This is a genomic window from Paenibacillus sp. XY044, from assembly GCF_002257645.1.
In the GTDB taxonomy this organism is placed as follows: Bacteria; Bacillota; Bacilli; order Paenibacillales; family Paenibacillaceae; genus Paenibacillus_AQ.
Genome location: NZ_NQMO01000001.1, coordinates 585,891 through 612,186, shown reverse-complemented (window position 1 = coordinate 612,186; position 26,296 = coordinate 585,891). Strand labels below are relative to the sequence as shown.

The 26,296-nt window shown below is 45.1% G+C and carries 31 protein-coding genes and 1 pseudogene; 5 read left to right on the top strand and 27 right to left on the bottom strand.

Annotation, left to right across the window (positions count from 1 at the left end; translation table 11 throughout):
* Positions 1-11: 11 nt before the first annotated feature.
* The 3 genes from CJP46_RS03165 (at position 12) to CJP46_RS03155 (ending at position 3,879) form a co-directional block, all read left to right on the top strand.
* The gene (locus tag CJP46_RS03165; protein WP_256992162.1) at positions 12-842 is read left to right on the top strand and encodes a protein-glutamine gamma-glutamyltransferase; all 831 of its coding nucleotides are present in this window, start codon (positions 12-14) and stop codon (positions 840-842) included.
* A gap of 208 nt (positions 843-1,050) precedes the next feature.
* The gene (gene guaD, locus CJP46_RS03160; protein ID WP_094594139.1) at positions 1,051-2,415 is read left to right on the top strand and encodes a guanine deaminase; all 1,365 of its coding nucleotides are present in this window, start codon (positions 1,051-1,053) and stop codon (positions 2,413-2,415) included.
* Positions 2,416-2,514: 99 nt separating this feature from the next.
* Positions 2,515-3,879, top strand: a complete 1,365-nt coding sequence (locus tag CJP46_RS03155; protein WP_373557951.1) for a uracil-xanthine permease family protein — start codon at positions 2,515-2,517, stop codon at positions 3,877-3,879.
* Between the two features lie 154 nt (positions 3,880-4,033).
* On the opposite strand, the gene CJP46_RS03150 is transcribed toward CJP46_RS03155, so the two are convergent.
* Positions 4,034-4,528, bottom strand: a complete 495-nt coding sequence (locus CJP46_RS03150) for a DUF1259 domain-containing protein (RefSeq protein WP_179281012.1) — start codon at positions 4,526-4,528, stop codon at positions 4,034-4,036.
* Between the two features lie 160 nt (positions 4,529-4,688).
* On the opposite strand from CJP46_RS03150, the gene CJP46_RS03145 reads away from it, so the two are divergent.
* Positions 4,689-5,939: a methyl-accepting chemotaxis protein gene (locus tag CJP46_RS03145; RefSeq protein ID WP_094594137.1), complete on the top strand. Its 1,251-nt coding sequence runs from the start codon at positions 4,689-4,691 to the stop codon at positions 5,937-5,939.
* Positions 5,940-6,078: 139 nt separating this feature from the next.
* Here CJP46_RS03145 and CJP46_RS03140 read toward each other — a convergent pair whose 3' ends face one another.
* On the bottom strand, positions 6,079-7,848 hold the full coding sequence (locus tag CJP46_RS03140) for an SgrR family transcriptional regulator (RefSeq protein ID WP_094594136.1): 1,770 nt from the start codon (positions 7,846-7,848) through the stop codon (positions 6,079-6,081).
* A 155-nt stretch (positions 7,849-8,003) separates the two neighbouring features.
* Between CJP46_RS03140 and CJP46_RS03135 the strand changes: the two genes are divergently transcribed.
* Positions 8,004-8,204 (top strand): hypothetical protein, encoded by a 201-nt coding sequence (locus CJP46_RS03135; protein WP_094594135.1) that lies wholly within the window; start codon positions 8,004-8,006, stop codon positions 8,202-8,204.
* 113 nt (positions 8,205-8,317) lie between these two features.
* Here the strand turns inward: CJP46_RS03135 and CJP46_RS03130 are convergent, their stop codons facing one another.
* The 25 genes and pseudogenes from CJP46_RS03130 to CJP46_RS03025 form a co-directional block, all read right to left on the bottom strand.
* Positions 8,318-9,799 (bottom strand): sensor histidine kinase, encoded by a 1,482-nt coding sequence (locus tag CJP46_RS03130; protein WP_094594134.1) that lies wholly within the window; start codon positions 9,797-9,799, stop codon positions 8,318-8,320.
* A complete protein-coding gene (locus tag CJP46_RS03125) occupies positions 9,778-10,473 on the bottom strand; it encodes a response regulator transcription factor (protein WP_094594133.1) in 696 nt (231 codons plus the stop codon). The genes CJP46_RS03130 and CJP46_RS03125 overlap by 22 nt, the downstream gene beginning before the upstream one ends.
* A 24-nt stretch (positions 10,474-10,497) precedes the next feature.
* Positions 10,498-11,268 carry an ABC transporter permease gene (locus tag CJP46_RS03120; protein ID WP_094594132.1) on the bottom strand — a complete coding sequence of 257 codons (771 nt, stop codon included), beginning with the start codon at positions 11,266-11,268 and terminating at the stop codon, positions 10,498-10,500.
* A gap of 12 nt (positions 11,269-11,280) precedes the next feature.
* The gene (locus tag CJP46_RS03115; protein ID WP_094594131.1) at positions 11,281-12,126 is read right to left on the bottom strand and encodes an ABC transporter permease; all 846 of its coding nucleotides are present in this window, start codon (positions 12,124-12,126) and stop codon (positions 11,281-11,283) included.
* A complete protein-coding gene (locus CJP46_RS03110; RefSeq protein WP_094594130.1) occupies positions 12,123-12,860 on the bottom strand; it encodes an ABC transporter ATP-binding protein in 738 nt (245 codons plus the stop codon). The genes CJP46_RS03115 and CJP46_RS03110 overlap by 4 nt, the downstream gene beginning before the upstream one ends.
* Positions 12,861-13,071: 211 nt before the next feature.
* Positions 13,072-13,971: pseudogene (locus CJP46_RS03105) on the bottom strand (CobW family GTP-binding protein); the annotation flags it as partial.
* Positions 13,972-13,992: 21 nt separating this feature from the next.
* Entirely contained in the window at positions 13,993-15,582 is a 1,590-nt protein-coding gene (locus CJP46_RS03100; RefSeq protein WP_179281011.1) for a recombinase family protein, read from the bottom strand.
* 274 nt (positions 15,583-15,856) lie between these two features.
* Positions 15,857-16,384, bottom strand: coding sequence for a crossover junction endodeoxyribonuclease RuvC (locus CJP46_RS03095; RefSeq protein WP_094594128.1), 528 nt, complete (start codon positions 16,382-16,384; stop codon positions 15,857-15,859).
* A 4-nt stretch (positions 16,385-16,388) separates the two neighbouring features.
* A complete protein-coding gene (locus CJP46_RS36075) occupies positions 16,389-16,619 on the bottom strand; it encodes a hypothetical protein (protein WP_143812914.1) in 231 nt (76 codons plus the stop codon).
* Complete coding sequence (locus CJP46_RS36955) at positions 16,606-16,731, bottom strand: hypothetical protein (protein WP_256992161.1); 126 nt, start codon at positions 16,729-16,731, stop codon at positions 16,606-16,608. The genes CJP46_RS36075 and CJP46_RS36955 overlap by 14 nt, the downstream gene beginning before the upstream one ends.
* A complete protein-coding gene (dnaE, locus tag CJP46_RS03090) occupies positions 16,718-19,894 on the bottom strand; it encodes a DNA polymerase III subunit alpha (protein WP_179281010.1) in 3,177 nt (1,058 codons plus the stop codon). Before dnaE ends, CJP46_RS36955 begins: the two co-directional genes overlap by 14 nt.
* Positions 19,887-20,864 carry an HNH endonuclease gene (locus tag CJP46_RS36830; protein ID WP_256992248.1) on the bottom strand — a complete coding sequence of 326 codons (978 nt, stop codon included), beginning with the start codon at positions 20,862-20,864 and terminating at the stop codon, positions 19,887-19,889. The genes dnaE and CJP46_RS36830 overlap by 8 nt, the downstream gene beginning before the upstream one ends.
* A gap of 238 nt (positions 20,865-21,102) precedes the next feature.
* Positions 21,103-21,477, bottom strand: coding sequence for a tRNA-specific adenosine deaminase (locus CJP46_RS03080; protein WP_094594126.1), 375 nt, complete (start codon positions 21,475-21,477; stop codon positions 21,103-21,105).
* A 48-nt stretch (positions 21,478-21,525) separates the two neighbouring features.
* On the bottom strand, positions 21,526-21,807 hold the full coding sequence (locus tag CJP46_RS03075) for a hypothetical protein (protein WP_094594125.1): 282 nt from the start codon (positions 21,805-21,807) through the stop codon (positions 21,526-21,528).
* The gene (locus CJP46_RS03070; protein ID WP_094594124.1) at positions 21,798-22,745 is read right to left on the bottom strand and encodes a ParM/StbA family protein; all 948 of its coding nucleotides are present in this window, start codon (positions 22,743-22,745) and stop codon (positions 21,798-21,800) included. Before CJP46_RS03070 ends, CJP46_RS03075 begins: the two co-directional genes overlap by 10 nt.
* Positions 22,746-22,859: 114 nt before the next feature.
* Complete coding sequence (locus CJP46_RS03065; RefSeq protein ID WP_094594123.1) at positions 22,860-23,342, bottom strand: IDEAL domain-containing protein; 483 nt, start codon at positions 23,340-23,342, stop codon at positions 22,860-22,862.
* A 27-nt stretch (positions 23,343-23,369) separates the two neighbouring features.
* Positions 23,370-23,600 carry a hypothetical protein gene (locus CJP46_RS03060; protein WP_094594122.1) on the bottom strand — a complete coding sequence of 77 codons (231 nt, stop codon included), beginning with the start codon at positions 23,598-23,600 and terminating at the stop codon, positions 23,370-23,372.
* 34 nt (positions 23,601-23,634) lie between these two features.
* Positions 23,635-23,967, bottom strand: coding sequence for an aminoacyl-tRNA hydrolase (locus CJP46_RS03055; RefSeq protein WP_256992160.1), 333 nt, complete (start codon positions 23,965-23,967; stop codon positions 23,635-23,637).
* Positions 23,968-24,002: 35 nt separating this feature from the next.
* Positions 24,003-24,245 (bottom strand): hypothetical protein, encoded by a 243-nt coding sequence (locus CJP46_RS03050; RefSeq protein WP_094594120.1) that lies wholly within the window; start codon positions 24,243-24,245, stop codon positions 24,003-24,005.
* A gap of 381 nt (positions 24,246-24,626) precedes the next feature.
* Entirely contained in the window at positions 24,627-24,914 is a 288-nt protein-coding gene (locus tag CJP46_RS03045; RefSeq protein ID WP_094594119.1) for a hypothetical protein, read from the bottom strand.
* A 90-nt stretch (positions 24,915-25,004) separates the two neighbouring features.
* Complete coding sequence (locus tag CJP46_RS36450) at positions 25,005-25,142, bottom strand: hypothetical protein (protein ID WP_179281009.1); 138 nt, start codon at positions 25,140-25,142, stop codon at positions 25,005-25,007.
* On the bottom strand, positions 25,139-25,348 hold the full coding sequence (locus CJP46_RS03040) for a hypothetical protein (protein WP_094594118.1): 210 nt from the start codon (positions 25,346-25,348) through the stop codon (positions 25,139-25,141). Before CJP46_RS03040 ends, CJP46_RS36450 begins: the two co-directional genes overlap by 4 nt.
* A 2-nt stretch (positions 25,349-25,350) precedes the next feature.
* A complete protein-coding gene (locus CJP46_RS03035; RefSeq protein WP_094594117.1) occupies positions 25,351-25,617 on the bottom strand; it encodes a hypothetical protein in 267 nt (88 codons plus the stop codon).
* Positions 25,607-25,939 (bottom strand): hypothetical protein, encoded by a 333-nt coding sequence (locus CJP46_RS03030; RefSeq protein WP_094594116.1) that lies wholly within the window; start codon positions 25,937-25,939, stop codon positions 25,607-25,609. Before CJP46_RS03030 ends, CJP46_RS03035 begins: the two co-directional genes overlap by 11 nt.
* The gene (locus tag CJP46_RS03025) at positions 25,932-26,240 is read right to left on the bottom strand and encodes a hypothetical protein (protein WP_094594115.1); all 309 of its coding nucleotides are present in this window, start codon (positions 26,238-26,240) and stop codon (positions 25,932-25,934) included. Before CJP46_RS03025 ends, CJP46_RS03030 begins: the two co-directional genes overlap by 8 nt.
* Positions 26,241-26,296: the final 56 nt, after the last annotated feature.

The following is a 26,296-nucleotide window of genomic DNA, read 5'->3' as shown; positions in this document are numbered from 1 at the left end:
GGATGAACGGGGTGATTACGATTGGAAATGGCGGGGAAACGGTGAACCCGTCAGGATGGCCGGATATGTGGAGGCAAATTTACGACAGGAAGATGAGGAGCACGACCGTGTACCATTACGAATCGCCGGCCCACTTGGTCTTTGAGCTTAGGCTCCGCGAAGCGATCGTCAGAGCAGCAGCCGACTTGAATCGGAGCGGGGTTCAGTTTGAAACCTTCAAAAATTCCCACTGCAACGAAGCGTACTGGTACCTCAACCGGCGCGGCGGTTTCGAGCTCAAACCCCATGTTACGCCCGCCCAGGGGATCCGCGACATCTTCGTGAACGGCTGGGCATACGGCTTCGAGTGCGCGACGGGGATCGTGATCGTGATGTACAAGGGCGTGCTCGACACCATTCGGGAAGAGGACTTCAACCGTCTGTTCGCGAATCTGCTCCTGTACGACTGGCATTACGACAGCGACCTGGGCTTGATTGAAAAAACGGGTTCCCGGGATTCCTACCTGGGCGACGTCCGATATTTTAAAAATCCGGATGTCAACCCCGAACGGATCGAGTGGCAAGGTGAAAACACGATCCAAATGGACGACGACCTGTACTACGGTCATGGAGTCGGCATCGTCACTTCAGGCGAAATCATCAGCACGCTTAACCGGTACCGTATACCCGGCAGCAGCCGCTCCGCCTACTTGACCGACCAGATTATCCATCCGGATTTTCTGTATTTGTCGGGATTCGCCGCGGGCGGGCCTTCATCCCCCGCCAATTGGCAGCAGCAGCCTTACAGGGAGAACGGCATCACCGCTTCCCGGATCGGCAGCAGGATCTATCTTCGTTATTAAAGCTGCAGCGCCACGGCCCTTGGACTACCCTGGGTGAGCACTAAGTCTAGACTTTTTTCATGCAGACTTTTGTAAAAATAGTTAACCGCCTTCCCAGGGAGGCGGTTTTCCGTCTCGATAAACATTCGCCTTTCTGTATAGACTAATCCATTTTCAACGCATATAATAACAAATAACTCTTTAAAAAACGAACATTAAGGCGGTAATCATGAGTAAATATAAGCAATTGTTTCGAGGAACGACATTTTCTAGCAAATCCTCCAAAGAAATTGAAATTTTGAAAGACCATCTGTTCTGCATCAATTCTGATGGAATGATCGAAAAAATCGTAGCGCCCGAGGATGCCGATTATCCCCTTTTGCTGGACGCTTATCAAGGAAAGGACAACTTCCAACAGCTAGCCGATGGCCAGTATGTTCTGCCCGGATTCGTCGATCTGCACGTTCATGCGCCGCAATGGGCCCAATCCGGAACGGCGTTGGACATTCCGCTCTATGATTGGCTCAATACCTATACGTTCCCGTTGGAATCCAAGTTCTCGGATCTCGATTTTGCGCTTGAGGTTTATGACGATTTGGTCCGGACCCTGCTCGCCAACGGCACGACGACCGCCCTTTATTTTGCCACCGTACATAAAGAAGCCAGTTTATTGCTAGCCCGGATTTGCGCCGAAAAAGGCCAACGCGGACTCGTCGGGAAAGTCGTCATGGACGACCCGGAGCAAAACCCCGAAAACTATCGCGACGAGGACACCCTCACGGCACTTGCAGACACGGAACAATTTATTCTCGCCGTAAAAGAATTGTCCACAACTACGAAACAAGGCGTATTCCCCGTCGTAACGCCAAGGTTTATTCCAAGCTGCACGGATGAAGCGTTACAAGGGTTGGGAGCGCTGGCGGAAAAATACGACGCATACGTGCAATCGCATTGCAGCGAAAGCGACTGGGCGCATGGTTACGTTCGGGATCGGTTTCGGAAAAACGATGCCTTTGCCCTGCATGATTTCGGGCTGCTGCGCGACAAGTCCGTCATGGCCCACTGCAATTTCCTGAGCGACGATGACGCGGATTTATTCGCCGAAACGGGAACGGCTGTCGCTCACTGCCCGATATCTAACGCCTATTTTGCCAACAGCGTCATTCCCGTCGCCCATCTCCACGAAAAAGGCGTAGAGATCGGCCTCGGGACCGACATTTCCGGAGGTTTCTCTCCAAGCCTGTTCGATAACGTCAGACAAGCCGTCATGTCTTCCAGGATGCTGGAAGATGGAGTGAACCCTGCCCTTCCTGCCAAAGACCGCGGTGTGCCGGGATCACGCATTACGGTCAATGAGGCGTTTTACCTGGCTACGGCCGGAGGAGGCGAGAGCTTAAGCTTGCCGATCGGCCGCATTCAAGAAAACTACGCCTGGGATGTACAGATCATCGATACCAAGCTGCCATCGGCCAGACTGCCGATCTTTGATCAAAATGAAGATTTACATGACGTGTTCCAAAAAATCATGTACCTGACCCGGCCCGAAAACATCCGCGAAGTTTGGGTACAGGGCGAAAAAGTCCATTCACGTTAAAAGCAGAAGAAGACCCGTGCATTGATTGACGTTCTTTTGACTAAAACAAACCACGATTCGCAGGAATCAATCCAAAAAAAATTCGAGGTGTACTCCAGAGTGAAAACACAAGCAGCGACGCAAGCAGCGGTGCAAGCAGAAATTCAAGAACAAGTTCCTCAATTGACCGTTTCACCTGACGACAAAATTTCGGTCGGCAAATCGATTATTCTTGGCTTACAGCACGTCGTAGCCATGGACGTCTATGTCGTGCCATTCCTGATCGCGATGCTGATCGGTTTATCCTCCGGCCAGTCCGGCGCTTTGATTCAAGCGACCTTTATTGCGGCCGGTCTGGCTACGATCGTTCAAACGTATTTTTGCATGAAGCTGCCTGTCGCCCAAGGCCCTTCCTATGTTCCGCTTGGTGCCATCGTCAGCATTTATGCCGCCAGCGGCGGCGGGCAGTTAGGCTGGAATTCCGTGCTGGGCGCCGGCTTGATCGGCGCGGTTTTAGTCATTATTTTGGGCTTCACCGGCATTTTCAATAAAATCGTAAAATCGTTTATTCCGCCGATCGTTGGCGGCACGATCATTTTCATCGTCGGTCTTTCGTTATTGCCTGTGGCTATCCGGGATAATATCTACGGTGCCACAGATGCGACCATCAACCAAAACGTGCTGTTGGCCCTCATATCGGGCGCCGTACTCATCATTTTTGTCATTCTGGGCTCTTTGTTCCGCAATAAAGGCTCCATCTTCCGTATCATTTCGGTCATGGTCGCGTTAGTCGTCGGATGTATTTCCGCGAATTTTATGGGCGTGCTTCATTTCTCTGCGGTGAACGATGCCAAATGGTTCAGCATGCCGCAGCTGCCTTTTGCTGATTTCGGCTTTTCATTCAACCTTTCAGCGATTATTACCATGGTCATTATCTATTTCGTCCTGTTAGCCGAAACGACGGGCACATGGTTTGCCGTCAGCAACGTCATCGATAAACCGTTAACCGATAAAAACCTAAACCGGGGTGTCATCGGGGAAGGCATCAGCTGTCTTATCGCTTCTTTGCTCGGGTCGACGCCGGTTACAGGGTACTCCACCAATGCAGGGATCATTTCCATTACCGGCATTGCGAGCCGCCGCGTCTTCCTTGCCGTAGGCGTATGGTTTGTCATCTTCGGCTGCTCGGGTAAACTCGCCGCCTTGATTTCTTCGATTCCAACGGCCGTCATCGGCGGTGTCTTCACCATCGTCTGCGGCATCATTGCCATTAACGGCGTGCAGGTGATGAAGAACGTCAAAATCGCGGAAAAAGAAATGTACATCATCGCGATCCCTATGATCCTGACCTTGGCTCTCGTCATGATCCCGCAAGATTTCTTGCATTCGCTGCCAACGTTCGTGCAATATTTGTTGGGCTCCCCTATTTTGGCTGCATCCATTGCGGCGATTGTGCTGAATAAGGTGCTGCCGGGCGGGAAGTAAGGCGTAGAAACGAGAACGATGTTTTGGGAATATCCGTCCTGCAATCCTCAAATAAACACAAAACAGGGCTGACTTGAAAGCGCCAATGGCAGCTTTCAGGTCAGCCCTGTTTCATGTCCTATGTCGCTTTATTCTTCTCTTTAAGGCGAAATGTTTATCTTCCATCATTCGCGGCCGGGTGCTTCGCCGCCTCCATCGCATGGTAAACCGTATGACCGAGGGAAGCGAGGTCACCTTCCGCCTGAAAATGAAGGTACAGCACATCCGGCTCCTGCTCCATCCAATGGTTGTGCACGGCCGAGATGTTGATCTTTCCTTTGCGGAGGGCGTCGATGACCGGGTTGACTTCGTCCTCCAGCAGAGCGAATTCACCGGTTACCGCTCCGTTTGCCCCTTTGGGATCCGTATGCTCAAACGTAGCGCCTAGGGCAAGGTCCATCAGCTCCGGCGAAAGAGGACGGCCCATGAGCGACACGTTCAGGTCGCTTCGTTTGATATGAACGTTGCAGACGTTTCCTTCCTGCTGGACATTTGATTTGAACAGACTCTTCTCGATTTTGCAAACATCGGCTGGCTTTGCCGATACAGCTCCTGCCGGAGCAGCCGCTGCCGCCAGAACCATCATCCAAATTATCAACACTATACGCATACGGGTGTCAACCTCCTGACAGATCATTTTGTTTTATTATGGCTTCCTGGAACCTCTTTCATGTGATGAATCGACAAAAATATTCATATATAGACCTTTTGCTCATATGGATGCTATAATATGGTAAAATTAGCTCAATTTGAAGGAGGTCTATTTTCCTATGTCTTGGTTGAAGAATCTTCCTCTGTCCCAGCGGGTCCTGGCCGGATGTTACTTGGTGGCCGCATTGTTCGCTATTCCCGCCCTGATTATTTTCATTCTGATCGGGCAAATCCTGATCGGCGCGGCGTTCGTCGTCATCTTTGCCGCATTGACTTACCCTTTAGCCCGCTACATCGAGAAAACGCTTACATCTTCATTTGACAGCATCGCTAACGCCACCGCCGGCATTGCCAAAGGCGATTTTACGAACCGTGTTGATGAATCGGGCTCTATGGGCGATGTCAGCCGCTCATTTAACAGCATGGTGGACAAGCTGAAGAAAATTTTGAACGATGCGTCAAGCATCACTCGCCAGGTAATGGATACCAGCCGCGGCATCGCAGATAAAAATCAGGAGCTCAAAACCGTCATGGCGACGGTCGCCACCTCCGCCAACGAGCTGGCTGTCGGCGCAAACGAAATTTCTTCTGATGTCGCCGGCATGACTGAATCGATCCAGGCGATCGAGCTCAAAGTCGGCAACTATGCGGCCTCTACCAAAGAAATGAAGCAGCAGTCCGAAATTACCTTCAACCTCGTGGAGAAGGGGCGCCAGTCCGTGGAGAAGCAGGCGGAAGGGATGCGCCAAAACGTCGAAGCGACCGAAAATGTGGCCAAAACGATTGACACGCTGTCCAAAAATGCCCATGGCATCACGAAGATCACCAAGACGATTTCCGAACTTGCCGAACAGACCAACCTCTTGTCCTTGAACGCTTCGATTGAGGCGGCGCGAGCCGGCGAACATGGGCTCGGCTTTGCCGTGGTAGCTCAGGAAGTCCGCAAGCTCGCCGAGGAATCGACCACGTCCACGCAGGAAGTATTCAGCCTCGTCAGAAGCATTGAGCAGAGCATTCACCAGGCGATCGACAACATTAAAATCAACGAGGATGTGGTGCAGCAGCAGAATGAACGGATTCGCGAGGCCGAGCAAATCTTTGCCCACATCGTCGAAAGCGTACAATACATAACCGAGCAAATTACCGCATTCTCGAATGAAAGCGATTCGATGCTGGAAAGCGCCCGTAAAATATCGGCGGCCATCCAGAACATTTCGGCGATTACCGAACAGTCCTCCGCCGGCACGGAGCAGGTGTCCGCAGCCATGAATGAGCAGATGAAGTCGATCGAGGCCGTCGTCGACGAAACCGAAACGATGAGACAGGCTGTATTCCAGCTGCAAAAGACGATCCAGATTTTTAAATTCTAATCAGCTTATACAATAATAAAGCAGGCATGCCTAGGGGACTCATCCCATGGGCATGCCTGCTTTGTCATGAAGAACTAAAACTTGCGTCTTACGAAACCTTTATTTCTTGTGGGCGAACCCTCGCATACGCAGCCTTCCGTCATGCCTGTTCCAGCCACACGTCCTTGAAGTCAATCCACCCGAGCTGATTCAGGCTGACGCCGCGCACCGAGGGGTGTAAATAGGTACTCAGCCTCCGGTGGTGCAAAAAAATGACCGTCGCCTCATCGCGGAGATGTTCCTCGATCTCCTTCAGGAACATCCGCCGCTGGTCCGTGGTTTCGGCTGCCACGGCCGCATCGATCCGGCCCGTAATCCATTCCATCCGCTCACCGTCAAGATACGTCTGCATGACGCAATCGCGGTGCGCATAGGCTTCGATCTCGCAGACCTCGTCTTCCGGGAACACCAGGCCGGAGATGACCAAATCCGATTCCGGCCACTGGTCATAATCCAGGGTCTCGGTTTGGATTCCCCAGGCAGCCAGCCGGTTTACGACCCACATCCCGTCTTCCCCATATTTTTGGTGGAATGCAAAGCGGAGGACCTCTCCGTTATATCCCGATTCATCCAGCGCCCTCCGGACGCGATCGGGACGCATCGGCTCCACCGCGTGGGAACGGCTCGCATCCGGGCGGAATCCGAAAGCCGGCAGCGCCCGTTCGCCGCCCAGCTCCGCTACCATCTCTCCGGGATGAAGGATCATCCGCACGGCTCGCCGGAACGCCTCCGACTGCTGCACCCCTTCGTGCGAAACGTTCCAGGTCAGCAGCGTACAGCCTTGGCACAACTTCTCGATCTCCTGCCAGCTTTCCTCCGGCGTATGCCGGTCCATGCGCATCGTGTCCAGGCTGTGGTGGACCTTGGCCATCCCGTCTATTTCTGTGCTGCAGTCTTCCGGCATGATCACGATGTCCACGCCGTCCAGATACGGTCTCCCCTGAAAATAGGCGTCGAACGCCGCCATCTCGATCCGTCCGCTGGTCCAGGTGACCAGCCGGAACGGCCCGGTTCCGAGCGGGTGGCCCCAATAGCTGTCCTCATCCAAGCCTGCGAAGCCATAGGGCAGAATTGAAGCCGCCGCCGAGCACATGAACCGGTCAAAAATCCGGTTGGGCTGGTTCAGCTTGACCCGCAGCACCCGCGGGCCGATCGTTTCAACGCACTCCACGCCGCGCATCAGCCAGTTGTTGGCCGTCCCGGCCTGAAGCCGCTCGAGCGTATACTGAACATCGCGTGAGGTCAGCTCCTGACCGTTATGAAAACGGACTCCCTTGCGCAGATAAAACGTCCACTCCGTGGCACTGTCATTGGATGACCAAGTATGAGCGATCATCGGTGCAATGGTGCCGGTCTGTTCTTCAAACCTCAGCAGCCTGTCGAAAATTTGCCGGATCAAATGCGAATCGAACGAGTACATCAAATCGGCGGGGTCCAGCGTTTGCGGTGACTTCAGTACCGGAAAGATCAGCGTATCGTCAAGGCCGCCTTCTTCCCCTTTTTTGTAGCCGAAGTGATTATCAAGCCATTCGAGAAATTTCGGTTTGGCGAACGTTCCGTTTCCAAATCCGCCGATCAGGTCGAAAGCGCGTTTGTAATCGCCCTGCTCCACGAGATGCTGGGAGTACTCGATCAAATAGGCTTCCTTGTCAGCTTTGAATACGATCCTTGACCGGTTTCCCCGGCCCAGCCCGGGCAGCCACTCGATCAAATGCTCACTTTCCAGTTTTCTTAAAATCAGCTTGGCGTTGCGGGTGGTGCAATACAGCGCATCGGCCAGCTCATACAGCGTGACTTCGACGGGCACCCCAAGCTCGGTTCCGACGCCAAAGCGTTCATGCAGCAGCAAATACCTTTCGTCTAACAGCATGCTAACCCCTCCTTACTCTCACGTTCCAATAAAAGAGGAAATCCTTTTGCGCAAGTATACACTTTTTATCCCCTTTTGAATAGATCATAATGGCATTAGACAGAGAAAAGACAGATAAATCCAACACCGGAACATTTATTCGAGGAGGAGATCACATGCTGGAACATCATTATGTACAGGAAAAATTGATGGAATACCGACATGCGCAGCATCGGCGCAGACATGCCGGCGTATCAGAAACCCAAGAATCGAGCGAACGTCATCATTCCGACAATCCGAAAAAAAGCACGCCCTGGTTGCTTGCCATCACTTGGAGCCTGCTAAGACGAAAAAAGGGGAAACATCCCTTCGCATAAACATCGGTTACGAGATCTCAATCCACCGTATCGACGATTGACCCGCCGCTAACAAATCAAAAGACAGGATGAACGCATCCTGTTTTTGCCGGCGCCTTACTACCGCTTCCCGGTCATTGCTCCGATTCTCGGTTGTTCAAGTCCGTCCGTACCGTAAACGCAATGCACGCCCCGCCTTCCGGCCGGTTGGAAGCCTCGATGACTCCCCCATGTTTATCGCAAATGACGCGGGCCGTATACAGCCCGAGTCCGGTTTGCCCCTTGTCACCTTTGTAAAACTTTCGGAACAAATGCGGGATGTCCGCTTCGTCGAAACCGGGCCCCGTGTCGCAGATTTCGTACCGGATGTCCTTCTCCCGGATCTTGAGCGATACGATGAGACTCCCCCTCTCCGGAACATACCGCAGACTGTTCGTGATCACGTTATCCAGAACCTGTCCGACTCTCTGGACGTCCATATAAACGGAACACGGCTCAGGTCGCTCATCGGTCACCGTATATTCCAGCTGGACATGCTTTCCTGCGCATAAATACCGGATCTCCCGTTCTTTGGCGCCTGCGAACTCCGCGACATCCGTTTCTTTCACGTACAGCGGAAAATATTCCATATCCTTCTCGGAAGCCACCTGAATATCCTGAATCAGCCGGTTAACCCGCTGGATGTTGCCCTCCACCACGCGGAGACGCTCTTCCAGCTTGTCGCGCGAAATCACTCCGGCGGTATCCGTCAGCATTTCGACGTTTCCCTGAATAATCGTCATCGGCGTCCGGAGGTCGTGAGCGATGGCGTCCATCATATCCCGGCGCTCCTGCTCGAGCTTCCATTCCCTGAGCAGGGAGTCTTTCAGCGCGGCGCGCATCTTTTCAAAGGAATCGGTGAGCAGCCCCAGTTCATTGGCCGCCTTGTATGTGATCGTAAAATCAAGATCCTGCCTGCGGATCCGCTCGGAAGCATCGATGAGTTCGTGAACCGGTCGGCTGATCCGCCTTCCGAACCTGGCCGCAAATATGTAGGTAAAGAGCGCAATGTAAATAAAAGGGGCTGCAAGAAAGCAAATATTCAGGGCAAATTTGAGAATATCCGCTGCCCCTGGACCGCCGTTTGAAGTCACCTCAAGCTTGTACTCCAGCGCGATGGCGCCGCGAAGCTCGCCGGAAGACGAAGTCACGGGCACGATTTTTGTAATAACGCCGCCGAACCCGACGCTGCGATTCCGTGAAAAAGTGGTATTCAAGTGTTGGACCAAATCCCCTTTTTTCTCAAAGACCGGCCCAGTTAACGTTCCGTACAATGCCTTGCCTTCGGTGTCCATCACCTGGTACTGGATCCCTTCACCCGGAATCTTCACCTCCAGTTTCGGCTGGTTGGCCGGATCCAGCACCGCATCTCCCAAGCTGCGCGAGTATGTGGCAATCGCCGGAATTTTCTGTTCGTAATGATTGGCCGGATTGAACCAGCGGCTGCTTGTAAGCCACCAAAAACCTAGAATATAGGTTATCGCTGTCAGCACTAAACTGAGCACCATAATCAGAATGAAGGTATAGATTAGCTGTTTCTTAATGGAGAGCCGTTCTATAAAGCTGACTTTTCCCATTTATAGCCGACCCCCCAAACCGTGCTGATATAAGGGGTATCCGGATCCGTACCGCCCAGCTTCGCCCGGATTTTCTTCACATGCTCCGTTACCGTGCTGGCATCCCCCATCGCCTCAAGCCCCCACACTTTGTCATAGATTTGCTCCTTGGAAAAGACCTGGCCGGGGTGAAGCGCCAGCAGCTCGATGATATCGAATTCCTTGGCTGTCAGCGGAATCCCGATCTGCTTGTAAGCAATGCTCCGCCCGTTAAGATCGATTTGCATTAACCCGTACCGCAAAGTGGACCGTTCCGCCTGCTGACCGGCAGCGCGGCGGCTTCCCCGAAGATGGGCCGCAACGCGCGCCTTCAGCTCCCGGATGCTGAACGGCTTCGTAATATAGTCATCACCGCCGATGGACAGCCCTTGGATCCGGTCCGCTTCGGCCTGCCTCGCGCTGACGAACAGAATCGGACAGCCCACCTCCTCGCGGATCATTTGGCACAGCTCGAAACCGTTGACATGCGGCATCATGACATCCAGAATGATCAGATCCGGCCGGTCCTGGATCCGGTCCAGCGCTTCACGGCCGTCTGCGGCGGTCGTTACTTCATAGCCTTCCATCATTAGCGCCTGCTCCAGCAGGGCGGCAATTTCGGCTTCGTCATCCACGATCAGTATTTTGTCGCTCATTCCATGTACCTCTTTCTTCTCTCTCTATTTGGTCCAGCCTCTCCGCTGCCATATTCCCATTGTAACGGCAATGCCGGATCCAAGACACATCAGAAGCGGTAAATAAAAAGGATTATGGTACATTCCGGCCGTCAATTTAAAGACCGTATCCATCCCCATCAGCAGAAACCCGAGCGAATCGGAGACATACAGCGCGCCGACCGCGGCCGCTATCCACCCCAAATAACTAAGCACGACGCCAGGCAGCAGCGTGCAGATCAGGCTGGTCAAACTCAGCTGCGCCAGCAGGATCAGATAAAAGAGGCCGTAAGACGTCAAGCAGTAGAAAAACGCACCGACTGGCCCGTAGCGGTGTTCCGGATTCAAAAACACCACGGTATCCGCACCGGGCAGGAAGGCATAGCCGAAGGCTTCGCCGACGGCAAACGTAACAAGCGTGAACAGCAGCAGCAGCACCGCCAGGTTCAGCCATTTGGCCAGAAACAGCTTGGCGAAGGATACAGGACGAATCAACACCATCCGCAGCTGTCCGGTTGTGTACTCTCCGTTCATACTGTCTATGATCAGCATCGGTCCGATAATGAGCACGAGGAAGAACGATACCTCTTTTAATAGAAACAAGGCGAAATTCTCGGTCCCAAGCGGTACGGTCGATACGTTATCGAACGCCCCCAGTTTCTGCATGTTCAAAAAAAAGCAGTCAAATCCCACGATGAAAACAAAGATTAGCAGACTGATGAGCGTCTTCTTCCGTTTCCACATCCGTTCCCAGTCGCTTCGCATCAAAGCAAACATAGTATAACCTCCTTACATCCACCGGTCCGATTTTGAAAAAACAAGCAGCGACCCTACCCCGAAGACCGCGGCGTATAGAGCGCATACGAGCAGTGCGGCCAAGGCGACGGCACCCGAATTTACAGCCTGCGCCTGCCCAAGCATGACAGCGATCCCGCTGTACTGAATTTCGGTCAATGACAAATACTTGAGCATAGCCGGCATCCCCAGCCCGCCGACCCGATTGGCCAGCTGATAGATCAGCGGGAACCCGAGCGAGCACAGCAGAAACCCGAGCCCTAAGCCTACGGCCCCGGTCGTCGTCCTTGAAATCACGGCCGCCGCCATGAAGACGCTCCCGAGTGCCAGCACGGTCATAAACGCAATTGCGTAATACATCAGGGTATAGCCGAGCATCCCCGAGACGCGGACGGTATGATCATAGTAAAACAGCTGCATGTAGTCGTGAGACTTGAAGAACAACAGCCCGGCGACCCCTGAGAATAGCAGGTATACGGTAAAATACAGCGCCATCACCGCCGTATGGGCGAGCCACTTAGCGCGCAGCAGCTGCCCTGCCGTGAACGAACGTAGCATGACCATCCGGATCTGCCCGCTGCGGTATTCCTCCGTGACGGAAAGCGTGAGCAATACCAGGGAAATCACGTTGAACACGACGATCAGCTGCTCGATCAGGGCCATCACCGGAAAATTCCCCGCCCAGGTGTACTCGGGGCTCGCGGGCGGTGTCCCCAAATTATGGCCGGCATAATATTTGGCGGTTGCCGCGACGACGGCGGGCATGGCGATCAGGAACAGCCAGGTGATTTTCCGCTTCCACATCCGTTCCCATTCGCTCAGAAACAAGGATCTGCTCATGACGTCATCATCTCCACAAAATGCTCTTCGATCCCCTTAGTCCCTGCCGCCTCCTGCCACTCGCGGCTCGTGCCTTCCCAGACCAGCCTGCCTTCCTTAATGATGACGAAGCGGCTGCAAATTCGCTGCAGCTCGTCCAGCAGGTGGCTCGAAACCAAAAAAGTAATCCCTCGTTCCTGATTCAGCCGCTGAATCAACTGGCGCAGCTCGCGGATACCCATCGGGTCAAGGCCGTTCGCCGGTTCGTCCAGAATGATCAGCCGCGGATCCCCGAGCAGCGCCTGCGCGATGCCAAGCCGCTGCTTCATGCCGAGCGAGTAAGTTTTCACTTTGTCTTGGCCGCGTTCGCTCAGTCCTACAATCGACAGCGCCTCCTCGACGCGTGCTTTGCGTTCCGTCCCCGGCACATTCGGATGCAGCCTGGCCAAGTTCAGCAGGTTGTCCCTGCCCGACATGTAAGGGAAAAAGATCGGTGATTCCACAATCGCCCCGACACGGGACAGCGCTTTGACCCGCTCGCGCCCCACATCGGTTCCGTCAATGCGGATGCTCCCGCCCCCCGGTTTAATCAATCCTGTCATCATTCGGATCAGCGTCGTTTTCCCGGCACCGTTCGGGCCGACAAAACCGCATACGTCCCCGGCCTGTATGGAAAATGACACTTGGTCCACCAAGGTGCGCGACCCTGCTTTTTTCGATACGTTCAATACGTCCAGTACGTTCATCTCGTTCATATGATCTCCTCCTGCCAAGAAGTATAGGAGGCAATTCTAAAGAATTTATAACGTCCGTCAAATCCGTTTCAGAGCAGGGCACCCCATTGAGCGGATTCAAACGCAAGGCGGATACGTCCTGTCGCTATAGGTGTGACCGACGTTCCTTACGGTTCACGCGAAAAAGCCGCCCGAATGAACCCTATTCGGACGGCTAAGCACTATACGTATATTATTGGATTTCGATCCAAGGCAGCGGATTGGAAAACTCGGACCAGTTCATTTCCATCTCTCCGCCGGTAAGCAGGCACTCATCCAACCGGCGGGTGATGTCATCCCGGTCCATGCCGATCCCGATCAGCACGATCTCGTTCAACCGGTCACCCCAGGCCTCATCCCATCTGCGCCGGAGATCGGGCTCGCTTGCCAGCCATTCGCGCTGCTCTGCTTCCGGAAGCGAAGCAACCCAATAGCCCGCCGGGCCGAATTGAATCGACGGCCCGGCCTGGCTGATGCTTGCCGCCATGTCGCCGCGGACAGCCAGCCAGACCAATCCCTTAGCGCGGACGATTTCCTCCGGCCAATCCGACAGCAGCGCGGCAAGCCGCTCCGGATGAAACGGGGCGCGCCGGCTGTATACGAAGGAGCCGATGCCGTATTCCTCCGTTTCAGGAGTATGATGTTCGCGCTCCAGTTCCTGAATCCAGCCGGAAGACTGGCTCGCCGCATCAAAATCGAACAGGCCCGTGTTCATGATTTCCCCCGGCGCTACCTCCCCGTTCACGGTACGGATGATTTTGGCCGTAGGCTGAAGTTTACGGATCAATCCCTCCAGCTGTTGTAACGCTCCTTCCTCCACCAGATCGCATTTATTCAGCAGCAGCACGTCGCAGGTTTCGATCTGATCGATGAGCAGATCGGCCACATCGCGGTCATCCTCCTCCCCTGCGCCTTCCTTCCGGTCCAGAAGCGTTTCCCCCGAGGCAAAATCATGCCAGAAGCGATGCGCGTCGACCACGGTGACCATGCAATCCAGCCGCGCATATTTCGTCAGGTCGATCCCGGAGGCCTCGTCCTGGTAATGAAACGTTTGTGCGACGGGGATCGGCTCCCATAGATAATCACTGTAGATAAAAAATATATGTACTCAACCCTATAATTCGAAGTTATACTCAATATCAATCTTTATCGATTCTGTATCTTCAGAGATAAGTGTGACGCTTTTAACCAAATCAATTAGTAAAACTCTTTTTTCTTCTTTGTCCATCTTGTCATAATCCGTTACTTTTTCAAGAGCTTTTTTTGCTCTCAGGAAATTCTCATTCTTGCTGTTTTCTTTTCCTTCTGATTCATTAACCACTACAGTTTTCTCAAGTTTTGATGTAAGTTCATCAAGTTCAACTGAATACTTCTGATTCATTTTATTGAACTGAAGGTCTGTAATATCGCCGTTCAGATTCTTTTCTAATAGCAAGTCAACTTTCTTCGTAAGCTCAGTTATTCTTAATCTAATTTTCTCCTGATCGTTTTTCTTATTTTTCAATCTATCTTCAATCTTCGAATACTTATCTTCCATAAACTGCTTTAGTATATCAGGATTTGAGTGCAAACTCTTTAAATTTTCTAATACTACTTTCTCCAACTGTCCCTCTTCTATTCTATGATTGCTACAAAAATTCTTTCCGTATTTCGTATATTTAACACAGTAATAGTATGACTGCCGGGGAGCCTTCTTATTGATCTTCATCTTTTTTAGAGTCAATCCTGATCCACACACTCCACATTTCCCTATTCCTGCAAACAAGGAAAAATTGCGTTTAATTCCCCGATTACTGGATTTCGTTTTCAGCATTCGCTGCACACTGTCGTACAATTCTCTATCAATAATTGCTGGATGAGCATCGTCTGCAATAACCCAATCCTGTTTCTTATTCTTAGTCAATCCTTTCCATGAATCCCTCTTGTCCATCTTCAATTTGTGATTTTTCTTAAATAAGTTCTCTCTACTACTACGTTGATTATAAATAATATCTCCCGCATAAGTTCTATTGTTTAAAGCATAAGTGACTGTATCGTGTTTCCATGTGTTCACAGGGGCGAGGTAAACCTTTTTTTCATTATTTTCACCATTCAAAATGAGTGTTATCGTTCTTACACCATATCCTTGAGAGTATAGTTCGAAAATGTATCTAATAACTTCCGCTTCGTGTTCAACTATTTCTAGTTTTTTCGAATCATCGTTGCGTCGATAACCAAATGGTGGCTTACCGTGAGTCCACACTCCTTTTCTAGCGCTCTCCATTTGCTGAAACTTTACTCGATCCGCAGTTTTCTTAGATTCCATCTCTGCAAACATCAGGTACATAGTTATTCTCGAAGTGTCTAACTTTCCTGTACCTGTTCTTTGTTCTCTTGAGTCAAAATTCTCCTCAATTGTGATGACTCTTATCCCATATCTGTCCAACAATTTTATTAATGCTAAACCTTTCTCAGTATCTCTATAAAACCTACTTATCCCCTTCATAATGACACATTGATACTTCCCATTTATCGCATCATCAATCAGTTCTTTTACTTCTGGTCGATTATTATCGTCAGTACCAGTCCCAGTGTCAGTTTTAATATCAACAATTTCCAAACCAAACTCTTTAGATTTATATTTACATAAATCAATTTGGTTTTGTAGAGTTTCTTTCTGTCCTAGATTATTTGTTGATTTTCTAGCATAAATACACGTTTTCATGATTCTCTCCTTTACAAAAATATCAATGGCCATACTAATATTATAATTAGTTTTGACCATTGATTCCAGTCGATTAACTATTTAATTCTTGGAGCATTTTACTATGTATGTAATCAGATAACTTAAACTCGCCTAGAAAGATCACCTTTACAACTTCAACTTTCTTTTCGTGTGTCTTTAACTGATTATCTGGTTTCGTAATATTTAATATATTGCTATTTTTGTTTTCGATATCAATCACCTCTGTATATCAATACTCCCTTCACAATTTGTCCTATTCCTCTTTTGATGCTTTCTCTTTTGCTTTTTTCTTTTTAATCTCAACTTTGTTCCACTTGATCAAATCATTTTTAATGAGATAAGTTAATGCTATGGCGAACGAGTCAGATTCATCTTCATTGCTAAAATTAATATCTGGATAAACCTTATGTATTGTTTCTTGTACGTACTTCTTTGTTGCGTCTCCACGACAGATAGCTTCTTTTACTGTTTTGGGAGGATAATATATTTGCTCATAATTGTGAAAGAGTTTATTTATCACGCCATGAACTCTATATATCACTTGTGTACTTGTATTAAACCTGCTAAATCCGCGTTCAATTGCAACGACTGAGGGAGCATATTTCTTGCCAATCTTAATAATTTCATCTTCTATGTATTTTAGTTTTTGTCCATGTGTGGCGTTCTTCCTGAAATGTGATGTCGAAATGCTAGCTACTAATACAGGAAGCACAGATTCTAAATCGAATATTGTTAATCCTGTGCACTCCATACTTAAATCAAAGGCATATAGGTGAGTCAATAAATCATTCCTTATCTAAATAAATTGTTCTTGCTTCTACTGCTTTTTTCAAACATGAATAATCATCATGAACGACCATTCCGTAGACATCTAAAACCTCACCATCATCAACTTCTTGATTGGTTACAATCTTTCTGCACCCCGAACAAGTTGAGTATTCCATCACTTCCTTTTCTTGTGGATCAGGGAATCGTTTTTGGTAGTATGGATTTTCAAATCTATCAAGACTGCCCATTTTCTTCGTCCTTTTTGAGCTGCTGATACGTATAAATTAAATATTCAATATAATCTGAATCCGAGATATTCTTTCCTAATATTTTTTCAATTTGCTTTTTACTTAATTCCATTTAAAGTCTCCTTGTCGCTGTATTTTGTGTAACCTGTTATCCATACATCTGTTTGATCAGTTGGTTTAAAACCGCCCTTGCCGTCAGGTACTTGCCTCTGTTTCTTTATGAAGCTATCAATCCTAATCAAATCGCCCTTATTAATTTTCAAAGAATTATCTTTTACGTTAAATGTTTTCTTGTCCATCTTAAATATTCGTTCTTGTCCGGTTTTTAGGTTGTATAGTGTTAATTTGGGAGAATACTTGGTATCCAATTCAGTAAGAACACACCATCCAGGAGAGACATGAGGATATTTAATATCGGCATAACCTAACATCTCCTTGTGAAACATCACTTCGTCATTTGGCAATGTATCAGGAATAGAGTCTTCTTTTCTGATCTTATGCTCATATTCAATCAAACTCTCTAACCTTTGCAGTTTTGACTTTAAGTTTTTACCGTATTTTATCTTTCCTTCAGAGAACTCTTCATGTAGTTTAAGAAGGAGACTGCTATTACCGAACTCGGAAAAAAAGTTGAGTCTGATTAGAATCTTTAACTGTTTTGAATTTACCGATGTTTTTTCTGTTACATCGGCTAGCAAGGACATGAAATCACTATATTTATTTTTGCTTAATTGGAGCAGCTCGTTTGCAATATTAGCATTAAGGAACTTTATAGATTCTAATCCTTTGTAAATCATATTATCAGTTTCGTTATAAGAATAAGATGATCCAGATTTACCAAACTTGATTGGCGATATTTCAATTCCTCTTGTCTTTGCATATTCAATTATCTGACCTGTCTTCTCGATGTCGTCCTTATTTATATTCAGCATTACCGTTAAGAAGGCCAACGGATAATAATAGCGTAAGTATCCATTTCCGTAACCGATATGAGAATAAGGATTCGAATGGTTATCAGAAAATCCATAGCGCTGGGCATCATCAATAACTTGCAAAAATGGTTCAAGTACTGAAATGGCAGCTTCTTCAGTCTCTTGATATTCTTTTATCATTTTATTAATAAATCTTTTTCGAATCTCTGGCAAAAACTTTTCAGTGCCTTCTTTTTTTGACAATCCCCGCCTTACACTATCGCTTTCAGCCATTGAGAAATCGCAGAACTCAACCAGGAAATTCATGATTTGTTCTTGATAAACGAGATATCCGATTGTATTTTCCAAGAACTTATTTAGTGCAGAGTGACCGTGATCTTTAAATATTCCGTTTGCCAACGCCTGTCTATATGAGTCACCTGATGGTCGGATTGCACCATTTCCAATTGAAAATAACTCAATGTAACTAAAGTTCGGGTGTTGCTGTTTGATTTTATGTATTGTTTCAGGACTCAACAGGTCTTTGAGGTAGGCTTGAGCGCTAACGCTTTCCCATTGAAATATCCCTAAGCCCGATTCTCTAATTGAGTTCCAAACATTCTCATCATTAACGTCCATGTTGTCTGGAACCAATCTATCAATTCCTGCTAGTTTACACGTTTCGTTAATGATTTCGATGTTATCAAGTCCAAGGATATCAAGCTTTACATAGTTTAATCCATCTAGCTCTTTCATATTGATTTGACTAACAGGATATTTACTCTCCTTGGTGAAGCACAACCCAATATTATCGTCCAAGCTAATTGGCGATACAACATATCCAGATGGGTGAGAACCAATACTCATTATTACTCCCTGTACCAAATCCACATATTTGAATAGTTCTGGGTACTGTTCTCTATACCGACGATCTACGGTATCCTTCTTTTTCTCATCTTTGAATACGGATTTTGCTATCTCATCGACTAAGGATAATTCCATACCTAAAGCTCGCCCAACTTCTCTAATGGCTCCTTTTAGTGCGATAGTGTTAAATGTGATTATCTCAGAAAAATGAATCCCTGGTATTGATGCTACATAATCAATAACATCCTGTCTTTTACTTGGTGGCCAATCCAGATCAATATCAGCTAGAGAGATGCGTTCTGGATTAAGGAATCTGAAGAAGTTCAATTTGTGCTTAATACTGTCCATTTCAGTGATCTTCAACAGGTACGCAATTAAACTTCCGTTTACCGATCCCCTACCATATCCTTGATATATTCCGTTGCTATGTGCCCAATCAACAACATCTTTCTGCAGCAGCATGTAGTCTATTGCACCTACGGCTTTATATGTATCAAACTCTTCACGTATTCTCTTGAAATACTCTTGTCGCTTCTCAGTTTGGAATTTATTAATTCCATGCTCTTTTACACCGATATTAATTTTTTCTTTAAACACCTTCTCTGAATCTTCGTGAATCTTAGGATATTTAGCTGACTTATCTAAAGTGAACTCTTCAACCATATTCGCCATTACATTGGTGTTGTAAATAGCCTCCAGATAAGCGCTTCGTGGGATTGCACTTTGCTCTTCAAACATTCTCACTAGTTCGGGATAAGTTTTAAATGTTAAATCAAAAGAATCTTCGTCTCCATACGTAGCACCCTTTGCCTTCATAAGTATCTTTCTTGCCTCTGCCTGATCTCTATTCAAAGCATGAGTGTCAGTGCCAGCAATCAAAGGAATACCTGTCTCCTTAGATAGTTCGTATAGATGTTGGTTGAATAATTTTTGTTCTGGGTGTGAGTGATACTGAATTTCAAAAAACATACGATGCTTATTTTTCACAAAGAAATCCATAAACATGTTTAGCATCTGCTTATTATCATTTTTTAGTGCTCTCCATAATGGCGAAGCAAGACAGGCTGAGGTCATAATTATGTTATCTGAAGTATTGAATAGTTCCTCAAACGTTACGCGAGGATTATAGTAATAATGACCATCAAGCTTATCATTCGAAATGGATGTTAGTTTGTTTAACTCCTTGACCCCATCCCAATTTTTTGCAATAAGCATATAGTGATAATTATCTCTTATTAAACCACGCTCTCTATCATTGTGTTCGGTAAGATAAACTTCGTTCGCATGTATGTATTTTAATCCTTTGGATTCAACTGTTTTCTTCTTGTTAACCCAGTTGAAGATATTCCCATGTTCCGAGAAGCAGATAGCAGTCATCTCGTTTTTTTCGGCGGCATTAATATATTCTTCAAATTTAGTTATTGAGTCCATAGACATTGAACTCGATGGATTACTTGCATCGGAGTGCAGATGGTATAAGACGTAGTTATCACTCATCGTATAATACCCCATATTCTTCGAATAGATGTTTTTGTGGTGGATGTTCTGGATAGTATTCCTTTTCAGCTAATAATCTCGCTACAACTGCATCGCAATAGTCCTTTTTATAACCTAACTCTATACGCTTTCCCTGGTAGTTAATATAAATTCGCCAACAGTTTGCATGTTTGTTGAAAGATACTCCCGTAACGCCACTTGTATTATTGGTACGCAAACCTGCATTTACAGCATTCAATGATTTATCGGCAATTCTCAAGTTCTCTTTCCGATTATCTAGCGTGTCTCTATTTATATGATCAACAATCTCTCCTTTCTCTACATCCATGATTAACCTTTGCATCATCACTGACTTTGTGCCTCCATTTCCATTGCCAGTAGAAGCATAACCCCATGTATCAAGATACCATTTATATTTTGAAAGATGCTCCACATCTTCTAAATCTATTTTTACCCTTCCTTTTTCAATGTGCTTAGAATTATACAAAATCACTTCTGCATATGTATCATATTTAACGATATCATTCGAATCGAAAACAGTCCTTTCGAAAATCTTTCCATAATTCCAAACTTGATCATAGTGTCTTCTGCAAAGCATCTTATCTAACTCGCTGCAATAAATAGCATCTTCCTTATTGCACACCTCGCAAATCCTATCTCTATCACGGTGGCTTTTATTTGCATCAACTATGCTACCAGTCGCTCTTACTTGGTGATAATGCTTTCGACACAATAAAAAACCATTATAGTTCCCATTTAATCCACATTGCCTTACGTCAAATCCGTCTTTGCAAATATCGCAGATCCTTTCATCATTTCTTCGTGAACGCATATTATCAGTTATTTTGCCATTTCTATAAATTTGCTGACGATGTTTATGACATATATTCATTCCTAAATACTTTTCGTTCCTAGATTTCTTAACAAAGCTCACTCTTTCACCGGAACCGCAAATCTCACATAGCTTCACTATCAATGTTTACTCCTTTCATAATAGTTATCTGTATAAAATTAAATGCCATCAAACAACTCTCCAACACTTCTTACCCAAATTAATGTATAAGAAATGATAACCACAATCCGTGAACCATCTAAATTGAAATGGTTTTGTTCGCAGCACAATCAAATTCCAACCTTGAAACTCATCACTACCTCCGCAATCTACATAGTATTTAGTGAATAACTCTAAATTCAATTAACCACCTCCTCTAAATAGTTAACTCCTCATATTCACCATTCGGCATCGAATAGTATACTGCTTTCAAATCAAACTTTTTCATGTATTCCTGACACTTTGGACAGGGTTTTGAGGTGATCATATTGTTTGCCTTACTCCAACCTGCTACATACATAATTGATCCCTTTATTTGCTTCTCAGAGAGTTTGCAAAGTGCATCCAATTCAGCATGAACTCCCTTGTTTTCGTACAATGGGTCAATTAGACAACCGGCCTTATTTGAGTTGACTCCTACAGCAATAACTCTGCCTCCCTTGATTATCGTCGCTGCAAGTCGGTAATTATCGATACGATTCTTCCTAGCTTTCTTAAGACAAAATGCAATGAACTTTTTATGTCGACTCACTTTAACCTCCTTATATAGTTATATTTATGTATTAAAGTAGGCAAATGCCTACTTTAAAATAAACTCATCTAACTTCGCCTCTAAATCTTCATCAGTTACCTCAATTTCTTCTAATTCAACTAATTCTTCCTCTTCTACTTTACCAATATCCTTCATGATTTCACTACCAAGTAATTGCGGTTCTCTTCCTTGATGACCAAATAAAAACTGTCTTAAGGCTTCTCTTATAATATCGCTTTGATCATAATATATAGGTATTTTGCTCATTGCTTCTTGCAGATCTTTGTCTTTATGTTTTCGTAATCGTGCTCTCAAGATTTTCATTTCCATAACCGAACACCTACATTTTCATAGCCTCTTATTTGTGCTAGTTGATCAAAGAGAATTTTGTTGGGTAGGTTAATTTGTTCAAATACATTATGGGCTGCACCTCCTCCAATCAGATGATAATCAAAATTAATATTCAGGCTTTCGACTTCATTTTGAATCTGTTTTGATAAAGGTTTAAAGGCTTTTTGAATTAATGGTCTGATATCATACCCCTCATACTTTCCCTCTATAACGCAGGCATCCATTTCATAAATTGATGGAGACTTGCCCACTACTTTTTGGAGATATGTCTGAAGGAGTCTATATGCCTTTTCAACACCTAATATAATGCTAGTTGACTCCTTCATAATTTCCATCTTGTCTAAACCAAGAAGATTTAATGTATAGAAACCAAGGTCAATAACGAGTATCTTTTTCTTAGCTATTCCACTATTTTTAATTCTACCATCTGAGGTAAGAAGAAAGTCCATTGCAATACCATATCCCTGTGGTACAATTTTGTATTTATCTATATTTAGCTTAATGATGTGAGGCTTTCCATTTCCCTTTTTAACTTCATATTTCTCTGATGTCCCAAGTCTCTCGATCATATCTTTCATATGGTCTTTCTGTGAGAAGTAGAATTTAACAGGCAAACCAGTAACCAGGTTAAATGGATTGTTACCATTTAGATATCCTAATCCGGTCTTCATAAGAACATCGGATGTCATTGCTTCGGTTTTATTGTCATTAAGTGAGAAATATTTGATGTCACTATGTCTTAAAGCTAGTTTGCCCACAAACAGATCTTCGTTGAAGATAAAATCATCTTGCTTAATACTTCCTTCAAAGATCGGCTTTCCTTCACCATAAATAGAAGGCTGCAGATATAGTTTATTCTTCTTCTTACCTTTAGACCAACTGAATCCAAGATCAAACACACATAATTCTGAACTCATGATTAACCTCCCAATATAAAGAGAGACACAGCGTGGCGCCCTGTTCCCTTTTGTGCTACATCTTATATTAGAGATTATATCACATTATAAAGTAATAGTATATGTATTTTTATTTTATATATAACTATTGTATTGTGCCGTATACTCCATAAACATTTCTTTGTTCCCCATGTCCAGAGAAAGATCAATTAGGTTTTTAATTTCCTCTTTGCTTAATAATACTTCATTATCAAGTTCTATATTTGCCGTAATATCCATTAATTTAACAACCTCTTCAATTGTCTTGGTGTTCAATAAATCAAAATTGTCTTTAATACGAATATCGATATGTATGTCCTTAGCGTCCAAATACTCATGCCTAATCAATTGTCTAACACAAACCGTATCGAGATATCTATATGTATATCCATCATGAAGTTTAATTATATATTTCCAATCTTTCTTCTTTGTATCAAAATAGTACTCTCTATTTTTCTTATCGTAGTCGATATAAGTCCAATCAACATGCAAGTCAACACTCTTCGGTTTTCGTCTGAGCATGATTGTCAATTGATCGGTTAGAAGTTGCATCAATTCGGTCTTACCCAGTACAAGCATTTTTATCACTTCCTACAAGTTTATGTTTCATCTGATTTCTATTTGCAGTTGATTAATATCCTTTTCAACGGCTTCGTTGTACCTCTGCCATTCCTCATATGTATCTTCGATGACTTGATTAATTGCTTTTTTCATCTCGAACCAAACTAACTGCTTAGTTCCATGCTCCTGATCTAATGCCCATTTTTCCATTGCTTGAGCTTTTTCTAGTAGTTGCTGTCTTTTTTTGATGGCTTCACTAAGATAAATAATAATCACTCCTCTTAAAATGCATTGTTCAACACCTCTATTACTAAAGAAGCTGAAACCTTTTTACCTGCTTATGAAGCTCAGACTTATAATTTGGAGCACAACCTACGACTGTCAAAGAATTCTCTGGAATCTCTGTCCTTCCATTATCTCGTATGTAATACCATCCCTGCTCGATGAGTTTAAGTAAATCCCTTTCTTTTCCTCGAAGGATGATTTTCGGTTGGTCATTTGCATACCATTCACTCCACAATCTTGTTTCGTTATCATTGTGGGTAATGTTAGTTGCTACATGCGCTACTTGTGCCGCTATTTTACCTGGTGACATATTGAGTTCTTTGTTTACTACAAAGTATTGAACAATTTCATTTTTCAAAATACTCTCTCCTCTTTTTCAGCCAGCTATGTATTTTATCTTTTAATAGTGGAATCATTATCATCAAACTGCAAATCAGAGTTATGTAATCCTTTAAATTGTTTATCATGCTGCATTCCTTTCCATTGTGAATATTCATACAGTCTGTACGTTGTAATTAAGCATATGATCATCAATAACAGAGAAAAAACAAATGTTTGTAGGTTCCAAAATATAATACTGGCCACCATAATTACAAATCCCCATAACGCTCCACTTAAAGGGAAACCGATAAACATGTATTACACTCCTTTCACTATAAAATATGGTTTTTATTTGGTTATAGGTAAGTAGCCGAGTATCCCATTAAACAAATTAGCAGCATAATTACATAGATAGAGATAAAGACAATCCATTCTTCTTTGTCAGTGGGATATTGTTCTCTGTGAACATTCCATAAGTTCTTTAGAATTTTCTTCATATTACCTCCAATTTAGTAGCAAACCAGTGAGATAGGCATCGAGTAATCCTAAGGAAAACCAGCCTAATTGATTCCATTTCAATGGCTTCCATTTCAGTGTTTTATAAATGCCAACATATACGAGTTGAACGATCATAAATACAAACCAAATCCAAAAGAAAACAATATTCAATTATTTAATCGCTCCTCTAAATATGTATTAGAAATAATGCATCTCAACAATCTGTTCTTCCTCAATATCCTCCGACAAACATTTTGCACTAAAATATGTATGGTAGTCTTCTGTATCAATTAATTCAAAGATATTATTAACTTTTATTCCGACCTGAGCATATGCTGCTTCATTAACATTATAGTTAGTTTTAAGCGCATACTCTCTTAACTTTTCACCCGCCAAGTTTATTGCTTCTGATTCGTCTTTGGCATATACAACATAAGTTACCAAACCATAACCAGAAAATTTGTTTTTCACTCTGAATAACTTCATTTTGCTCCTCCTTTATTTTGATAAAACTATACTTTTATTTAATCTTTTAAGTTCCACGATCTAGTTGATCGTGCCTCATTCTCCTTATATTCAATCCCTATTGTCTAGATATAGTTCATGCATGATTCGTTGCAGGTCTCCTAAATCTATATCTGTATGGCCTATTTCTTCTAAGCGTCTGATTTCTTCTTCAAGTTCAATCCACATCATATAGTAATTAGGTGTCATGCTTCAGCCTCCTTATCCATTAGAGCTGCGTTGCTAAACCATCCCTCATATCCAGGCCGGGTTATAAAGTAAATACTTTGTCCTGTTTCCTCATGCCACTTTTTGAGACGAATTGTCCAATCGTAACGCATGTTATCTCCTTTTACTTGAACGAGTTCTCCTATTTTCCGTTCCATATCTGCTTGCCAGTCCCGATTATCTGACATCTTTAACCCTCACCTTCCGAATATTCGCCCAATAGGTTGGTTTCAAAGTTCATGAAGCTCCGATCCGATGCCTTGTTGATTGTTTTATCTTCATAATCGACTGAAAAATGTGTTCCAATCAATGTAATCTGCTTGGCATAAGCGAATATTTCTATTTCATCCACCAGAACAATGTCTCCGTCAGACTCACGTTGATAAAAGAAACATTGATCAGGTTCCAGTTTGATTTTGATTTCTTCAAATGATGGCTTGATTGGTTTATTTGACATCTTCTCTCGCCTCCGCCAGTTCCAAATGATTCAATGGATACCACGATTGTTGTCCGGTTTCCCAACTTACATATGCAGCGATGCCCTTTTCATCTATTCCATTAATGATTCCGGAAGTTCGGTATTGCTTATGCCGTACCTTATCCCAAGGTTTTAAGGTGGGTAAGGGGATGGGATCTTGGTCGAAGGCTCCGTTCTCCAATCTCTCCTTTAAGCAGGAAAACATATATCTAATCGGTTCACTGTCCGTTTCTATAAGGACTCCATTAATCCATGACAATATTCCATCAGCGCTTATCAGGCGCTCAGTTTGTTTATCCATGGGTTGCCTCCTTGAGTTCATCAACTCTCCACTCGACTGGACAAATCATCTTACATCGAGAGATAAATTCATCTAATGGAGGGTTGGTAATTTGAACAATACGATCTCCGTCCCAAACGATATCCCCAACTTTAAATTCATTAATGTTACGATTCCATGCTGCCCATTTTTCTTTTTCTTTCATTAAATGGACTTCGGTTTCTGCGGCCGGTTCAAGAATTAGTGTCCCATCTGGATTGTTGCCAATTGCCTTATACCATTCACCATTTTGAGGATGTTGCAAATATTTAATTTCCTTCATTTAACTTTCTCCTATTTTCTCTCTTTTGCTCACTTATTCTCTTGTTTTCTAGCCTA

Bases quoted from the DNA above. Each gene is read 5' to 3' on its own strand.
- guaD (WP_094594139.1), top strand. From the start codon at position 1,051: ATGAGTAAATATAAGCAATTGTTTCGAGGAACGACATTTTCTAGCAAA.
- CJP46_RS03150 (WP_179281012.1), bottom strand. From the start codon at position 4,528: ATGCGTATAGTGTTGATAATTTGGATGATGGTTCTGGCGGCAGCGGCT.
- CJP46_RS03145 (WP_094594137.1), top strand. From the start codon at position 4,689: ATGTCTTGGTTGAAGAATCTTCCTCTGTCCCAGCGGGTCCTGGCCGGA.
- CJP46_RS03140 (WP_094594136.1), bottom strand. From the start codon at position 7,848: ATGCTGTTAGACGAAAGGTATTTGCTGCTGCATGAACGCTTTGGCGTC.
- CJP46_RS03135 (WP_094594135.1), top strand. From the start codon at position 8,004: ATGCTGGAACATCATTATGTACAGGAAAAATTGATGGAATACCGACAT.
- CJP46_RS03130 (WP_094594134.1), bottom strand. From the start codon at position 9,799: ATGGGAAAAGTCAGCTTTATAGAACGGCTCTCCATTAAGAAACAGCTA.
- CJP46_RS03125 (WP_094594133.1), bottom strand. From the start codon at position 10,473: ATGAGCGACAAAATACTGATCGTGGATGACGAAGCCGAAATTGCCGCC.
- CJP46_RS03120 (WP_094594132.1), bottom strand. From the start codon at position 11,268: ATGTTTGCTTTGATGCGAAGCGACTGGGAACGGATGTGGAAACGGAAG.
- CJP46_RS03115 (WP_094594131.1), bottom strand. From the start codon at position 12,126: ATGAGCAGATCCTTGTTTCTGAGCGAATGGGAACGGATGTGGAAGCGG.
- CJP46_RS03110 (WP_094594130.1), bottom strand. From the start codon at position 12,860: ATGAACGAGATGAACGTACTGGACGTATTGAACGTATCGAAAAAAGCA.
- CJP46_RS03100 (WP_179281011.1), bottom strand. From the start codon at position 15,582: ATGAAAACGTGTATTTATGCTAGAAAATCAACAAATAATCTAGGACAG.
- CJP46_RS36075 (WP_143812914.1), bottom strand. From the start codon at position 16,619: ATGGGCAGTCTTGATAGATTTGAAAATCCATACTACCAAAAACGATTC.
- CJP46_RS36955 (WP_256992161.1), bottom strand. From the start codon at position 16,731: ATGGAATTAAGTAAAAAGCAAATTGAAAAAATATTAGGAAAGAATATC.
- dnaE (WP_179281010.1), bottom strand. From the start codon at position 19,894: ATGAGTGATAACTACGTCTTATACCATCTGCACTCCGATGCAAGTAAT.
- CJP46_RS03075 (WP_094594125.1), bottom strand. From the start codon at position 21,807: ATGGAAATGAAAATCTTGAGAGCACGATTACGAAAACATAAAGACAAA.
- CJP46_RS03070 (WP_094594124.1), bottom strand. From the start codon at position 22,745: ATGAGTTCAGAATTATGTGTGTTTGATCTTGGATTCAGTTGGTCTAAA.
- CJP46_RS03065 (WP_094594123.1), bottom strand. From the start codon at position 23,342: ATGCTTGTACTGGGTAAGACCGAATTGATGCAACTTCTAACCGATCAA.
- CJP46_RS03050 (WP_094594120.1), bottom strand. From the start codon at position 24,245: ATGTTTATCGGTTTCCCTTTAAGTGGAGCGTTATGGGGATTTGTAATT.
- CJP46_RS03045 (WP_094594119.1), bottom strand. From the start codon at position 24,914: ATGAAGTTATTCAGAGTGAAAAACAAATTTTCTGGTTATGGTTTGGTA.
- CJP46_RS36450 (WP_179281009.1), bottom strand. From the start codon at position 25,142: ATGACACCTAATTACTATATGATGTGGATTGAACTTGAAGAAGAAATC.
- CJP46_RS03040 (WP_094594118.1), bottom strand. From the start codon at position 25,348: ATGTCAGATAATCGGGACTGGCAAGCAGATATGGAACGGAAAATAGGA.
- CJP46_RS03035 (WP_094594117.1), bottom strand. From the start codon at position 25,617: ATGTCAAATAAACCAATCAAGCCATCATTTGAAGAAATCAAAATCAAA.
- CJP46_RS03030 (WP_094594116.1), bottom strand. From the start codon at position 25,939: ATGGATAAACAAACTGAGCGCCTGATAAGCGCTGATGGAATATTGTCA.
- CJP46_RS03025 (WP_094594115.1), bottom strand. From the start codon at position 26,240: ATGAAGGAAATTAAATATTTGCAACATCCTCAAAATGGTGAATGGTAT.